14 protein-coding genes and 1 tRNA gene are annotated in these 14,789 nt (G+C 31.0%); 4 read left to right on the top strand and 11 right to left on the bottom strand.

Going from position 1 to position 14,789, the window contains the following annotated elements:
- Positions 1-17 precede the first annotated feature (17 nt).
- Positions 18-1,004, top strand: coding sequence for a hypothetical protein (locus WMO18_RS04640; RefSeq protein ID WP_367286389.1), 987 nt, complete (start codon positions 18-20; stop codon positions 1,002-1,004).
- Positions 1,005-1,120: 116 nt separating this feature from the next.
- Positions 1,121-1,507: a hypothetical protein gene (locus WMO18_RS04635; RefSeq protein ID WP_367286388.1), complete on the top strand. Its 387-nt coding sequence runs from the start codon at positions 1,121-1,123 to the stop codon at positions 1,505-1,507.
- A gap of 56 nt (positions 1,508-1,563) precedes the next feature.
- Here WMO18_RS04635 and WMO18_RS04630 read toward each other — a convergent pair whose 3' ends face one another.
- The 9 genes from WMO18_RS04630 to WMO18_RS04590 all read right to left on the bottom strand — a co-directional run bounded on the left by WMO18_RS04630 (position 1,564) and on the right by WMO18_RS04590 (position 11,758).
- A complete protein-coding gene (locus WMO18_RS04630; RefSeq protein ID WP_367286387.1) occupies positions 1,564-4,110 on the bottom strand; it encodes a DEAD/DEAH box helicase in 2,547 nt (848 codons plus the stop codon).
- A gap of 15 nt (positions 4,111-4,125) precedes the next feature.
- Positions 4,126-5,055: a HamA C-terminal domain-containing protein gene (locus tag WMO18_RS04625; RefSeq protein ID WP_296075899.1), complete on the bottom strand. Its 930-nt coding sequence runs from the start codon at positions 5,053-5,055 to the stop codon at positions 4,126-4,128.
- A gap of 133 nt (positions 5,056-5,188) precedes the next feature.
- Positions 5,189-5,800 carry a DUF5710 domain-containing protein gene (locus WMO18_RS04620; protein ID WP_367286386.1) on the bottom strand — a complete coding sequence of 204 codons (612 nt, stop codon included), beginning with the start codon at positions 5,798-5,800 and terminating at the stop codon, positions 5,189-5,191.
- 870 nt (positions 5,801-6,670) lie between these two features.
- Positions 6,671-6,747 (bottom strand) — tRNA-Arg (locus WMO18_RS04615).
- Between the two features lie 64 nt (positions 6,748-6,811).
- Positions 6,812-8,206, bottom strand: a complete 1,395-nt coding sequence (locus WMO18_RS04610; protein WP_022504832.1) for an aminopeptidase — start codon at positions 8,204-8,206, stop codon at positions 6,812-6,814.
- Positions 8,207-8,213: 7 nt separating this feature from the next.
- On the bottom strand, positions 8,214-8,855 hold the full coding sequence (locus tag WMO18_RS04605) for a lytic transglycosylase domain-containing protein (RefSeq protein WP_211148341.1): 642 nt from the start codon (positions 8,853-8,855) through the stop codon (positions 8,214-8,216).
- 36 nt (positions 8,856-8,891) lie between these two features.
- Positions 8,892-10,499 (bottom strand): L-threonylcarbamoyladenylate synthase, encoded by a 1,608-nt coding sequence (locus WMO18_RS04600; RefSeq protein WP_211148342.1) that lies wholly within the window; start codon positions 10,497-10,499, stop codon positions 8,892-8,894.
- Position 10,500: 1 nt separating this feature from the next.
- Positions 10,501-11,577: a peptide chain release factor 1 gene (prfA, locus tag WMO18_RS04595; protein WP_022504835.1), complete on the bottom strand. Its 1,077-nt coding sequence runs from the start codon at positions 11,575-11,577 to the stop codon at positions 10,501-10,503.
- Position 11,578: 1 nt separating this feature from the next.
- A complete protein-coding gene (locus tag WMO18_RS04590) occupies positions 11,579-11,758 on the bottom strand; it encodes a DUF951 domain-containing protein (protein ID WP_022504836.1) in 180 nt (59 codons plus the stop codon).
- A 123-nt stretch (positions 11,759-11,881) separates the two neighbouring features.
- Between WMO18_RS04590 and WMO18_RS04585 the strand changes: the two genes are divergently transcribed.
- Positions 11,882-12,376: a YcxB family protein gene (locus WMO18_RS04585; protein WP_022504837.1), complete on the top strand. Its 495-nt coding sequence runs from the start codon at positions 11,882-11,884 to the stop codon at positions 12,374-12,376.
- A 57-nt stretch (positions 12,377-12,433) separates the two neighbouring features.
- Complete coding sequence (locus WMO18_RS04580) at positions 12,434-13,045, top strand: phosphoribosylanthranilate isomerase (protein ID WP_211148590.1); 612 nt, start codon at positions 12,434-12,436, stop codon at positions 13,043-13,045.
- Positions 13,046-13,111: 66 nt separating this feature from the next.
- Here WMO18_RS04580 and WMO18_RS04575 read toward each other — a convergent pair whose 3' ends face one another.
- Positions 13,112-13,960: a hypothetical protein gene (locus WMO18_RS04575; RefSeq protein ID WP_211148591.1), complete on the bottom strand. Its 849-nt coding sequence runs from the start codon at positions 13,958-13,960 to the stop codon at positions 13,112-13,114.
- Positions 13,932-14,444 (bottom strand): RNA polymerase sigma factor, encoded by a 513-nt coding sequence (locus WMO18_RS04570; protein WP_022504840.1) that lies wholly within the window; start codon positions 14,442-14,444, stop codon positions 13,932-13,934. Before WMO18_RS04570 ends, WMO18_RS04575 begins: the two co-directional genes overlap by 29 nt.
- Between the last annotated feature and the right edge of the window lie 345 nt (positions 14,445-14,789).

The raw sequence follows: 14,789 nt of genomic DNA, 5'->3' as shown, positions 1-14,789 counted from the left end.
ACGAAAGGATTTTACTTATGAAAGATTATTTATATTTTGGTGCTCATTATTATTGTATGTATGAAAATAAGTTATTTAATGAAGATAACTTTTTTTCAGGATATGACGACTTAACTGTTTGTAAAAGTTCAAATCAATACAACCCAAGTGTTGTACAGTTTCTTTGTGATTACTATTCTTCTTCATTTGATAGATTTTCATGTGGATGGGATGTAAGAGAAAAGTTGTATAACGAAAAACTTTTACCTGATTTTGAGGAATACGAATACACGGAAGGCTATAGTACCCACCCATCTGCAGCTGAGTTATCTGTTTATATGCGTACCTTGAATATGGTTCAGTTTGCTTATGCAATGCTAGGATACTTTATAGGACTTCCAAGAAAGTTTATTAAGAACTATGCCAAAAAGGAAGTTACAATCGAACAACTAAGAACATTATTTTATCTTATACAAGATGATAATGTTCCATTATCTAGTATTGATAAGTTTTTTGTAGACTTTTCGCTTGAGAAAGCAAACGAAATTTTATCTAGTGTAGACAGTCCTTTGATTTCATCTACAAACGAAATTCCAACCTATGATGAAAAATTGTATATAAATACTTCCACAAAAACAATTTGTGACAATTACTTTGAATCACATTTTTTTCGCACTTTCTCTATTGAAGTTGCTTGTGGATTTGATGATATTTCAGATGAATACAATCTTAGCGGTACTTATTATCCAACAAAAGATAAATTAATACAGTATCTATACGATTTAGATTATAGTCAATTTGCTTTTGTTATGTTTGGATATTATTACGGATTTCCTCAAGATTTGATTGATAGCTATGCTAAAAGTGATATTAATTATCATCTTATGGAATATCTCCTTCAGAAGCTTATGGGACGCTGTTTTTTCAAGAATAAACGCCGACAATTAAGAAGATGTAACAATAAGAATTATGACCAAATGAATATGTTATATCACAAGTACAAAGATATTATTAGAATAGGTTAAGTAGCGTGGACAAATTGTCCACGCTTTTTATATAACAAAAAACTGTATTCTTCTATTATGACCTCTACAGTCCATATATTAGCCTCCTATATTTTTATAACGAAAGGAAATAAAAAATGAATGTTTCAAAAGAAAAAAACTCAAATTTAACAGTTAAGGTACACAATGTATGTACATCTGTCTTCATCTTTGGTGAAATGCACCACTCAAATAAGATTGTTATGCAGATGTTGGAATATGCTCAAAATATAAGATACAATGCTTATGTTTTGATTGATGATTGTTATACTCTTCAGGAAACAAATACAAAGTTCATTTGTATCTGTAGAAAATGTGAGAGAGAAAAAGCAAATGCAATAATCACATTTGAAGAAGAAAATAACGATTATAATAACGATTATATTGAATATGTGGAAATACTTACTTGTGGTCAAGATACCAAAACTCTTGAAGAACAAGATGCTATGTTAATAACAGCAAAGTATAAATATCTTACAAAATAAGACATAGTAATTAATTCCAAAAGAGGTGGACAAATTGTCCACCCCTTTCACCAATATTAACCTAAAACGTCCAATTGTTCATTTATCCAGAAAGGTAATGTATCTCTTTTTTCAATAACTACTTTTTTAAGTTTTTCTTTAATTAAAAAAGGTTCTTCATTTTCTTCAATTTTAAAGTTATTAAAAATATTTTTATCTATGAATAATGCACTTTCTCTAGGTATTCCCATTTCAATCAAGTTTTTTGGGATTGTTCTATATGCACCTGCTTGCATAGAAGATAAAAATACACTTTCTGGATTATTTATATCAAATATAGGTTTTAATAATAAAGGAACTCTATATGAAACAGTATTTTGTAAAGTTTCTATGGTATCTTCTATTTCATCCTCTATTTTATCTTCAGCTTTATTTTGATAATCATTATTCGATAATATATCAAATAATGTTGTTTCATTTGACCAAGACATACACAAATTTAATAAATAACTACGATTAGAACCTTTTTGAAATCTTTTTGGGATATATTTTTTATACATTACATTTGTTTCTGGTGTATCCCTCAAAAATTTAAACATACGATTCAATTTAGCCCACACGCCTCTCTTACTTGGCGAATTCGGCACATCTTCATTATATTTCTTGTAAATAACGTCAAGGACGAATGGATCCCAATATCTATTTTTCGCACATATCTCTTTAGGAACAGTTATTGATTTTAATTTTAAAACAATTGCAGCTACTTGTTCTTTACTTAATTTAATACCAACATCTTTCATTTTATTTACTGCTCTTGTACCATATCTTAAAACCGATTGTCTGATATAAGATACTAAATCTCCATATTTCTCCATGTTTTCATTAACTGGAGTATTAGACATAACAATCTTCTCAACATCGTTGCGATTTTCTTCAAATCGTTCGTTATATCCTGTTGGTAAAGTTTTATTGGCATCACTAAATGTGTTTTCTTCATCATAACTTTCTGAATCAAGAAAAGAGGTTTCATCTAAAACGAAAGTTCGACCTATAAAATCCTTCATCAATCTACCTGCTCTTCCTCTTAAATTAGCCATTTCATAATTAGATAATTCAGGCGAATATTTATTACGATTTTGGTATAGATGTGGATTTCTGATAATAATATTTTGTGCAGGTAGATTAACCCCCTGTAATAATGTTGTTGTACAAGCAATATTTGTTATCCATTTATTTCTAATTGCAATTTCTAATGTTCGACGTACATGTTGTGGCAATTTACCATGATGATATGCTACTCCTTTCTCCAATGTCTTAACCATAGAATAATTTGGATGTACTGATTTTTTGTAATACCTTTCCAAGTCTTTAATTTTAGAATTTACCTCACCTTTTCCACTTAAATGACACGCAATTTTTCTCGCAACCTTAGCAGTAGGAGAAAATATAATATTTTGCTTTTGTCCTAAATGTTCAATAAAACAATTTAAATAAGATAAAAATTCGTCATTATATTTATTTTTACCGTACCCCTCAATTATTGTAGGATTTGTAATTTTCATTATTAATGGATTATCACATAATGCACAATACTGTTTTAAATAATATTGGTCTTTTATTTTGCATATGCTATATGTTAGATTCAATACAGGGCAATCAATAGTAGTAATGTTCTTAGTTTTTATACCAAAAATTTCTTCACCGGTTTTTTCAATATTAGAAATTCTAGGTCCAGAAATTATAATCTGTTTTACATTATCTTTATATCTAAATTCATTTAATGTATCAAACAAAATCTTGGCTCTTTCGTCATTATCTTCTTTAATACGTTCAATATTTTGGATTTCATCTACAACCAATATCATATCCTTTGAAAAAGTATTTTCACTGTCACTAAATGCAGATATAGCCTTTTCTTGAGTTAATACAAAAATATTATTAGTATATATATTTTCTTGACCAGTATAAGAATTAACAACATTACAATTTGGTATATTTAATGTTTTTATATTTTTATTAAAATCTTCTGTAACTTGGTTTAAAAGACTAAGTGTAGGAACAATATACACTATGTCTAATTTATGTTTCAAGAGCGTATCCAATAATTTTAATAAAATAACAAATGATTTACCTGCTGATGTAGGGGCAGATATTCCTATCACTTTTTCCTTATCCATAGCTGTCCAAATCTCAATTTGAAATTTAGTTAGCAAAAATTCACGTTCATTAACTATTATACTATTTTTTTCTTGATTTAATGTTGCAAATAGTTGTTCCAAAACACTGCCCAATGGTGAGAACATATTCTTTTTTCTATCAAATTTATCATCTGCTATAATTGCAGATGTGGGATAACCTATCCTAGATAAAAATTTGACAACTATCTTTCGTATATCATATTTTTCATGGTCTATATATTCCCACATTAGTGCCATTATAGTAATCACATAATTGACAGAAGGATTTTTAACAACAGAAGTTTCATAGTCTAAACACCTGATAGTATTTAATATTAATTCTTTTGAGATTTCTATATTACTATTGTTAAAATCAATTTTTCTTGCAACACTATAAAAATCAATATTTAACCAATTATTTAATATTTCTTTTTTTAATTGTTCCATATCATTATCCTTCCTCTAAAATATTAGATTTTGAAAACTTTTAGCGAATTCATCTAATTTCCATATAGGCATAACAATATATGTTATCCTACTTAATATTCTATTATCCTTTATATTAATTTTGCTTTTATCAAAATTTTTATATTTTTCTTCAATAATTTTTTTAATTTGTTTATGTATTTCTTCACGATTAGTAATTTCAATTTTCTTAGTTTCATTATAAACAACTAAACTAACTAATCGCACTTCAAAATTTTTTAATGTATTATTTAAATACATTTCTGCTATTTCATTCATTTCCTTATCGAGAAAATCTTCATGTATATAACTGTATAATTCCTTTCTATGTGTTTTGTAAGTATTCAAAATACTATCAATAGCCTCTTCGAAAGCTTTATTAAAACTGTATTTTGAAGTATATGTTTTTGCTTCTCCTAATATTATAATAGGTTTGTCATTTTCAAATTTGAAATGTATAGCATCAGCTCCAAAACGCTCATGTTTATTGCTTGTTGTTATCTTCATTTTTCTTAACAATGGGGTTGCTTTGAAAAATTTTTGTATAAAATGAAATAATAGTAATTCCCCTAGTTGTCCTTGTATCAACAATTTTTCTGTATCTTTATTACCTCTGAATTTTTCTTGAGCTTTTCTTATAACTTCAGATGTAGCAGCTTGTTCTGACTTTCCTTTTTTGATTGCTGCATTTTTAATAAAATTATATTTTTCAGAACTATAAACCCAATCTACTATTGTATCGTATAATTCATATAAAAAATCATCTCTTAATTCAGATATATCTTGATAGTCTATGCATACACCGTAATGATCTTTATTTGGAACAATATCGAAATTTTGACAGATATAATAAACATTATTAAATAATGCATCATTATTAATTAGTTTTTTATTGATATCTATATTTTTTAATAAATTGTCTGACATTTTTATCTCCTTTATTTTATAATTAATAATTTATTTATGATTCTCTTAACACAACTAAATTTTCATAGTATCATCCTCCTTAAATTTATAATAGATTTATATAAAAGGTGGACAATTTGTCCACGCTTATATATTAAACAACTATTTTTTTACTATAAGTATATATATATTCATCTGTAGAACACCAACCTACATTATCAAGAAACACATCCTCTTTAATAGGAATTTTATATAGCGTAAAATATTTTGTTTCTTCGAGCGAATGTATTCCAAAATCAAATGATGGTGATATTTTTATTTGCCTATCACAAAATTTGCAATGTTGTGATAATCTTCCGTTTACCAAATCAATGTTGTAATTAATTTTTAAAAAATTTAATACTTTTCCTTTAATTAATCTTTTAGCAGGTGACAGGTCAATAATACGAGGTGAATCTGCTCCACTACAATACTCATAAAATTCCCCATCATTATCCGGTTCAAAATAAAAATTATAGTATTCTGTAATCATAACTTTAATTTCATTATTTTCGAAACCACAATATGGACACTTTCTATTTTTAGAAACCAAATAAATATAATCACAAATTAAAAAACGTTCTTCATAATCTTCTTCAAACCATTTTATAAATTTGTAATAATCTTTAGAATTAGTAACATACCATTTTTTAAATTTTGGATTCCATTTAGCACCTAATGATTTTGCTTCATCTTTTTCTGCATATGGAACATTTAGTAATAGCATAATTGTTTCACCTAATTCTAATTATTTTCACACATTTTTGAGATTATACATTAATAGCCTCATAATAAATGGAATTTATTATTATTTTGATTAACTGTTCTAATTCGTATTATTTTTACAAATTTTGACATTCAAAAAGTAATAAAAAATGCAGATGCTTTCAATAAAAAGAAAACATCTGCAAAAATCACATTAAAATATTGACCTGACGTCCACTTTATGGTATAATAAAAGAGACGAGAGGATAACAAAATCCTTTAGTCAGCAGATTATTGGCGTAACCTGCTGACCCACCAAGTAAGTAGTAATGATACTTATTGATGTTAAAGGCTAATTTGCTCATTTAATTATAAGCGAAATTAGTTAATTTGTCAATTGGCACTCACAGACTACTTGCAGATGTGGTAGGATGTGAGTTTTCTTTTTGTCGTAATGAACAATTGAATAGTCTGGGTTATAATGGACGATTAATACAAGGTAATATATAATAGTTATGCCACAACTCTATCATACGAGAATATGATTGACGAGCGAGCCACCATAGTATAATTACGGTGCTACCTTATATTACTTAAGATCTTAGTCAACTCTGTTACAGACAACTTGGAGGGCGATTACATCTTGCGATGGATAGTTGCCAATTACTTGGTACTCGACCCTGCAAAGGAATTTCGTTCAGCCACGACGCAAAACAAATAAAATAAATAATCATCTGCCGTATCAATTACGGTACGGTGGATGTTTATATATTAATAATAGTACTTGTCTTTTATGTTAGACATTGTACATCTAAGTTCGCCAATTGGCGAATATCACAATTAGGCATATAAACTACGCTCTTTACAGACACATAGTTCATATACCCACTAGTGGCGCGCTGAAAGGGACTCGAACCCCCGACCTACTGGTTCGTAGCCAGTCACTCTATCCAGCTGAGCTATCAGCGCATTTCAGGGCAGTCATTTTTGACTGCCCATACATAATAACACATCTTTTTGAAAAAATCAACCCTTAATCCATAAAGAAATGTAAAAAAGCTAAATAAGCCATATAAACATCAACTTTACTTACGATTTCAAATGGTGCATGCATAGAAAGTACAGGTACACCAAGGTCAACTACATCAACATTCATATTAGCAACATACTTAGCGATAGTACCACCACCACCAAGGTCAACCTTGCCAAGTTCACCGACTTGCCAAATAATATTGTTGCTTTCCAGCATTGAACGAACTTCACCCATATATTCAGCTGAAGCATCACTTGTGCCACTCTTACCTCTAGCACCTGTATATTTAGAAATTACAACGCCTTCATTAATGTAAGAACAGTTCTTTGGTTCAAAACAACTTTCATAAGTTGGGTCAACTGCTGCATTAACATCAGCTGATAGGCACTTACTCTTTGAAAGAACTCTATAGCCTTCTTCACCCTCAGACTTAGCTAGGTCATAGATAAAGTATCTTAGGAAGTCACTCTGCATACCTGTGTTACCGTCTGAACCTGTTTCTTCCTTATCTGTTAGATATGTGATACAAGTCTTGTCAGGAATACCGGCATCAATAATAGCCATTAGTGCAGGGTAAGCACAAACTCTATCATCATGACCATATGAACCAATCATACTTCTGTCAAAGCCAATATCTCTAGCCTTAAAAGCAGGTACTAAAGTTAGTTCTGCTGATAGGAAGTCATTTTCAGTAAAGCCATACTTATCATAAAGTAGCTTCATTGTGTTTAACTTTACCTGTTCACCATCTTCGTCACTATATGGACGGCTACCTACTAGGCAGTTTAGGTCTTCACCTGTAAAAGCTGAACCCAGAGTTTTCTTAGCTTGCTCTTGACCTAGGTGTGGAAGAATATCTGTAATGCAGAAACATGGGTCATTTTCATCATCACCAACAGAAATATCAACATAAGTACCGTCAGTCTTACAAACTCTACCGTGTAAAGCCAATGGGATTGTTGTCCACTGATACTTCTTGATACCACCATAGTAATGAGTTTTAAATAGAGCCATACCGTCCTTTTCGTATAATGGGCTTGGCTTTAAATCAATTCTTGGTGAGTCAATATGAGCGATAGAAAGTAGCACACCGTCTCTTGTACCCTTTCTGCCGATAACTGCAAGACCTACTGCTTTGTTACGGTTTACAATATAAATCTTATCACCGGCAGAGTAAGTTCTGTCAGGATCATATTCTTCAAAACCGTTTTCTTTAGCCTGAGCAACTGCTTCAACAACAGCTTCTCTTTCTGTTCTTGATTTATTTAGGAAATCCTTGTATGGTTCACAAAATTCATCAGCTTTTTCAATTTCACTATTGCTGATTGAGTGAATTTTCTTTTTGCCTGACATTAGGATTTCGTCCATTAGTGTCTTTGAATCTTCATTAGACATAATATCATTACCTTTCCTTATAAATTTCTATATATATTTTCTTGGCACTTTCAACCTTTTCCACATAATTCTCTGTTTCCGGATAAACTATAACACTAAGAGTTTTTCCGTCAAGACTACATTCAGGGTCATTTAGCCAATTATCAACTGCACCGAAACCGGCATTATATGCTGCTACGGCAGTTTTTTCAACATTATCATACCTATCTAACAGATAGCTTAAAAAATATGTTCCAAACTTAATATTCACTTCCGGATCGTACAAATCAGACTCTTTATATTTTGTTTTGTCATTAGGAATATTGTTCTGTAAAAATTCAAAGCATTCAGGAGTAATCTGCATCAAACCTTTTGCACCTGCACTGGACTTACTGTCAGGTTTAAAGTGGCTTTCAGTACGTATAACTGCATATACAAGGTTATCATCCACACCATAAAGGTTACTGTACTTTTCTACAATCTGTGAATATTTCTTTGGGTACTGAATTTTTTTAATATCGTTTACCTTGTCATTAATAGAATCATTTCCACCAAAGATATGAAAACATAAAACTGTAACTAAGGCAACTATGGCTGTAAAGAACACCACCAAAATTAAGGTAGCACAACCACTCTTTTTCCTTTTTCTCTTGGGTTTTCTATTAATCATATTATAAACCTACTACTTGGTTTTAGATACCGAATTTTACAAAATAGCTTTTACAACACTTTCAACCTGTGACTTTACTTCATCAAGGCTACCGTTATTTTCAATTACATAGTCAGCCTTTGCTCTGTAAAAATCATCACTATGCTGAGCATTTATCCTATCCATAGCTTGTTCTGTTGTAATAGCGTCCCTAGAAATTATCCTCTTTACTCTGGTATCTAAGTCAGAGAGAATTACAAGGGTGTTGTTGCAAAATCTTTCTCCGTTACTTTCAAAAAGTACAGGAGCATCTAATATAAACTTATCGTAACCTTTGTGGGAATATTCCTCTATTTCCAAAAGTGCCTTTTCATATATATATGGATGAGTGATTTGGTTTAGCTTTTTAGTTGAATTTTCATCGACAAAAGCTCTTTTTGCAAGTAACTTTCTATCAAGCACATTATCTTTAACCACATCATCGCCAAAGGTTTCCTTTATTTTAGCTAATACAGGACTACCTTTTTCCATAATATTTCTTGCAATTTTGTCTGTATCTACTGTGTGGAAACCATACTGTGCAAACATTTTTGCAATAGTAGATTTTCCTGAACCGGTAGGTCCGGTTAATCCTAAAACATAAGCATCGGCATTAAAAATTCTAAAGGCTGATGAACGGATTAATCTGTTATAAACTGCAAGGGACACACCATCTGTTCTAGGTAAAGGAGCAAAAACCTTTTTGATTTTTTCTTCTTTATCTATCTTTCTAAGTACATCAAAAATCTTATGTGCATGGGACTTGTAGTCAGTTTTTGAACCTATTGGAAATGTTTCACCATTAATATATTTTTCATCTTCATCAAAGCAAACTACTGCTGTACTTTCGTCAATATCTCTGTTTACAAAGTCAACAAAGTTGTTGCCTCTGACCAAATACACTTGAGCCTTTGGAGCATAGTGTTTGTACTTCATTCCGGGAGAAGATGCTTTCTTGCCCTCAGCCAGTTTATGAAGAACTGCATCATCAACTGCAACTTCACCTAATACACTTTCAAGCTGTTCAAGTGTAATTCCACCGGGTCTTAAAAGTCTTGGTGGGTTGGTATCTAAAGTGACCACTGTACTTTCAACACCTACTTCACATTCACCACCATCAAGAATTGCATCAACCTTACCCATAAGGTCATTGATACAATGTTCTGCTGTAGTTGGACTTGGTTTACCGGAAATATTTGCAGATGGTGCTGCAAGTGGTTTACCTGACTTTTCTATTAATGCTCTAGCAGTTTTGTGGCTAGGGCATCTGACTGCTACTGTTTCAAGTCCTGCTGAAACCTCATCAGGAATACAGTCACCCTTTGGCAAAATAATTGTCAAAGGTCCGGGCCAGAACTTATCAGCCAACTTCTTGGCATCTTCTGTAAACTCTTTATAAAGCTTAAGGTCAATAGCCATCTGTGGTGATGAAACATGGACTATCAAAGGATTATCCATTGGTCTGCCTTTAGCTTGAAAAATCTTTCTTACTGCCTTACCGTTTAAAGCATCTGCTGCTAAACCATAAACAGTTTCTGTTGGCATAGCAACAAGTCCACCCTCATTTATAATCTTTGCTGCAATAGAAATGTCCTCAATGTTATCCTTTAATAATTTAGTATCCATTTTACTTATTTTCCATACTTTCTTTTAGTTTTTCTGCTCTATCGTATGCAATCAAAGCATCTATAATCTCATCAATATTACCGTTTAGAATATCGTCAAGCTTGTAAAGTGTAAGACCGATTCTGTGGTCAGTTACTCTTGATTGTGGGAAGTTGTAAGTTCTAATCTTTTCACTTCTGTCACCTGAACCAACCTGACTTTTTCTATTTTCGGAAATCTCTGCATTTTGTTTATCTTGTTCAATCTTTAGAAGTCTTGACTTTAGAACCTTTAAGGCTTTGTCCTTGTTCTTGTACTGACTTCTTTCGTCCTGACACTCAACAACCATACCTGTAGGTAAGTGAGTAATTCTGATAGCTGAGGAAGTTTTGTTAATATGCTGACCACCTGCACCTGATGAACGGAATGTATCAATCTGTAAATCATTAGGGTTAATGTCAATTTCAACATCATCAGCTTCAGGAAGAACTGCAACAGTTACTGCGGAAGTATGAACTCTGCCTGATGACTCAGTTTCAGGTACTCTCTGAACTCTGTGAGTACCACTTTCATACTTTAGCTTACTGTAAGCACCCTCACCGTTAACCATAAAGGAAATTTCTTTGTAACCACCTAAGCCTGTTTCGTTAGAAGAAAGAACTTCAATCTTAAAGCCATGCTTATCGGCATACATGGAGTACATTCTGAAAAGGTCACCTGCAAAGAGGGAACTTTCTTCACCACCTGTACCACCACGAATTTCCATAATAACATTTCTTTCATCGTTAGGGTCTTTAGGTAGAAGAAGAATTTTTAGTTCTTCCTCAATACCATCCAATGAGTCCTTTGCCTCATCCATTTCCATTTGGGCAAGTTCTCTGATTTCCTTGTCTTTTTCTGTTTCCAAAATTTCAAGGCTATCTTTAATTGTCTGTTGTGCTTTCTTGTATTCTCTATACTTTAACACAATAGGTTCAATAGACTTTACTTCCTTCATAATTTCATTAAACTTTGTTGCATCTGAGGCAACTGTTGGGTCATAAAGTCTGTTATTTAATTCATCATATCTTTTACTAAAAATTTCAATTTTATCAAACATATTATTCCCTGATTATCTTCTTAATATTTTTTTCAACTTTACTGCGAGGTATCATAATTTCGTGACCACATTTGTCACATCTTATCTTGAAATCCATACCTACTCTTGTAACAGTAAAAATTTTATTTTGACAAGGATGAGCTTTTTTCATTTCAATTTTATCATTAACTCTAACATCCATAAGTTTACACCCACCTTATTCAATATTTTTATTCATATAATTATATCATAATGTGCAATATATATCAAGAAAAGGCATTGCACAATTTAGTATTTTGTGTTAAAATCACTTTGGGTGAGAAAAATGGAATATAAAATCAAAACTAATTATACAAAAGATATGATAATCGACTTTAAGAGATTTACTCTAAACAAAAAGTCTTTTCTAAAACCGGCAATTCTATACTTACTATGTATTGCAGTAATTGTATGTTCATTTATCTACAACAGAAAGTTTGAACTTAACTTTACTACAGTTATATATCCTGCAATTGCAATCATCGGTGGTATTATCATCACAATGGTTTACTATGTAAAGCCTAAAAGTGATATTAGCCAACTTGAAAATAAAGAAGTTGAATACATATTTAATAATGAAGGTGTATTGCTTGGTGAAGATTTAGTAAAGTATGAAGATTTCTTCGGTATTTATGAAACTAATGATTACTTCTACTTCTTCATTACTGACGGTGAAGGTTTCTTAATTGACAAAGAAGTTCTGGACTTTGATTTAAAGTCAATTTTAGAAAACAGTAATATTAATAAGAAAAAGTTAAAATTACTTAAGAAAGCAAAATAAAAATTAAGTCCGTATTATTACGGACTTTTTTCATAGATTTTTTATAATAGGTGACATATGAAAATTAAAATTTGTGGATTAACTTCTACTAAAGAGGCAGAATACTTAAATGAAAACAATGTTGACTTTGCAGGAATGGTAATGTTCTTTTCTAAAAGCAAAAGAAATATTAATGAAGAAAAGTCAACTGAAATTATAAATGCACTTGATGAAAGCATTAAGAAAGTTGCAGTTACAGTTTCCCCTACTTTAGAGCAAGTTAAGATAATTGAATACTTGGGTTTTGACTATATTCAAATTCATGGTAAGTTAGAAAACAGTATTATTGAAAGCACTGATATTCCAATACTAAAAGCCTTTAATGTAAAGGATATTGATGAATATGAGAATTTCAAAAATATTGACAAAATAAAGGGTTTTGTTTTTGATGCTCAAGAACCGGGAAGTGGAAAAACCTTTGATTGGAATACATTAAAAACATTTCCTAAAAGTGATAAATTGATGATACTTGCCGGTGGACTAAATCCGGATAATGTGGCTAATGCAATAAAGGTTCTGCACCCTGATTGTGTTGATGTTTCTTCCGGTGTTGAAAATGAAAACGGTATAGGCAAAAGCAAAGAAAAAATAAATATGTTCGTTACAAACGCAAGAAAAGTCAGCAATTAAGCTGACTTTTCTTTTTGGGATTTAAATATACGATTTAATAGGGTTTGTTTTGAGTAAATTTTGTGTTTACTTTTCTACTTCAAAGCTAAGGTAAACATCATCTTCATCTGAATCTAAGTCATCATTGTAAAGCATAATGTCATCATCACGCTGTCCATCATCATTTAATTCTTCTGATGTACAAAGTTTTGAATTGACATTAATAGTTTCTTCTTCAGTTGTACCATCATTAAACTTTGCCTTAACAGTTACTTTAAGATCCTTTAGAAGAATATCAATAGCGTTCTTATACTGTTCCATATCAGCTTGTGGGATTAAACCTTTATCCAAAATTTGCTGTTCTGACTTACTCAATGAAGATGAATCTCCACAGATATCTAGAGAAACAAGTTTGTCTTTAGGCAAAGCTTTGTAACTGACAGTTTCAGATTTTTTATCAGTTTCTTCTGAATCTAAAGTTATCGAACCTCTGTTTACTGTATAAGTAATTTCGTCAATGTTATTGCCTTTGCAGACAACAGGCAAAGTAAAGTCATAATGCCAAGTTTTATCATCGCCTTGGCTAACTATATAACCGGAAGTGCCAGTAGTTACTTTTGAACCCTTGGTGTCAGTTTTATCACCATTAGCAACTTTTCTTCCGATTTCTGCTGCACTAACATTAAGTACAAAGCTATTCTTACTACCACTATTTTTACTATCATTAAACTGACCTACAGCAAATGTACTGCCAACTGCTACTGCACATACTAAACCTGCTGCCACAAATGCTAAAGGCTTTTTGATATTTCTCTTCTTTTCAATACTCACAACATTATCCTCCTTATTTACCTTATCATAAAGGCTTTTAATATTTTCTTTACTTTCTTTTGGTAAGGTTGCTTTATCAAGTGCATTCTTGTAAATTTCTTTCATTATAATAACCTCCCTCAATAAGATTTTCCTTCAACTTATTTCTGCCTCTTTGTAATTTTGAACTGATAGTGTTTTGATTTTTTCCAAGAATTTCTGCAATTTCCTTTATTTTATATCCCTCATAATAATACAAGTAGATAATATTTCGGTAGTCCTTAGGTAGTTTCATAATTTCGTCCATTAGGACTTTTTCTTCGTCTGTATATGAAATCACCTGTGACTCAATAGGCACAGTATTTTTTCGGAAAAAGGATCGTCTTACATCAAGGCATTTGTTGATTGTCACTCTGATTAGCCAAGACTTTAGATGTTCAGAATCTTTGAAAATTTTACCCTTTGACTTTAGCAAAGAAATAAAAACTTCCTGAACAACATCCTCTGCATCAGCAATGTTACATAAGTTTTGATAAGCTATTCTAAAAATCATATCGGAGAATTCTTCAACAACTTTATTGTAATCATCTCTGGTAAGTGGATTTAACAATCTCTTAACCTCCTTTCATAAATAAAACGAATCAAAAGTTTCTTTTAGTGCAGTAAATTTAAAAATTTTTATTTTCTACAATAAAATTCAAACAATTCTATTTTCTACATTATATTTTTCTTTCTATTATAGCATAGTTCTTATTAAAAAAGTCAGCAGTTAAGCTGACTTTTCTTGTAATATTTAGTTGTAACCTTTGGTAATATGTTTCTTCATAAAGGCAAATTTAGGTTTTTCAATTTTGGTTATTGGTAAAGATAAATTTGATAAATTAGGGTTTGTGGGGATGATTATGTAATGTAGATAAATTAGATAATAACCGATTAATTCATCTAATTTATAGTT

The organism is Ruminococcoides intestinihominis, assembly GCF_040096285.1.
Taxonomy (GTDB): Bacteria; Bacillota; Clostridia; order Oscillospirales; family Acutalibacteraceae; genus Ruminococcoides; species Ruminococcoides intestinihominis.
This window is presented reverse-complemented; position numbering and strand designations above follow the sequence as displayed.

Coding starts and splice junctions, on each gene's coding strand:
- WMO18_RS04575 (WP_211148591.1), bottom strand. CDS start 13,960: ATGAAAGAAATTTACAAGAATGCACTTGATAAAGCAACCTTACCAAAA.
- WMO18_RS04590 (WP_022504836.1), bottom strand. CDS start 11,758: ATGGATGTTAGAGTTAATGATAAAATTGAAATGAAAAAAGCTCATCCT.
- WMO18_RS04640 (WP_367286389.1), top strand. CDS start 18: ATGAAAGATTATTTATATTTTGGTGCTCATTATTATTGTATGTATGAA.
- prfA (WP_022504835.1), bottom strand. CDS start 11,577: ATGTTTGATAAAATTGAAATTTTTAGTAAAAGATATGATGAATTAAAT.
- WMO18_RS04600 (WP_211148342.1), bottom strand. CDS start 10,499: ATGGATACTAAATTATTAAAGGATAACATTGAGGACATTTCTATTGCA.
- WMO18_RS04625 (WP_296075899.1), bottom strand. CDS start 5,055: ATGTCAGACAATTTATTAAAAAATATAGATATCAATAAAAAACTAATT.
- WMO18_RS04605 (WP_211148341.1), bottom strand. CDS start 8,855: ATGATTAATAGAAAACCCAAGAGAAAAAGGAAAAAGAGTGGTTGTGCT.
- WMO18_RS04635 (WP_367286388.1), top strand. CDS start 1,121: ATGAATGTTTCAAAAGAAAAAAACTCAAATTTAACAGTTAAGGTACAC.
- WMO18_RS04580 (WP_211148590.1), top strand. CDS start 12,434: ATGAAAATTAAAATTTGTGGATTAACTTCTACTAAAGAGGCAGAATAC.
- WMO18_RS04585 (WP_022504837.1), top strand. CDS start 11,882: ATGGAATATAAAATCAAAACTAATTATACAAAAGATATGATAATCGAC.
- WMO18_RS04620 (WP_367286386.1), bottom strand. CDS start 5,800: ATGCTATTACTAAATGTTCCATATGCAGAAAAAGATGAAGCAAAATCA.
- WMO18_RS04610 (WP_022504832.1), bottom strand. CDS start 8,206: ATGTCTAATGAAGATTCAAAGACACTAATGGACGAAATCCTAATGTCA.
- WMO18_RS04630 (WP_367286387.1), bottom strand. CDS start 4,110: ATGGAACAATTAAAAAAAGAAATATTAAATAATTGGTTAAATATTGAT.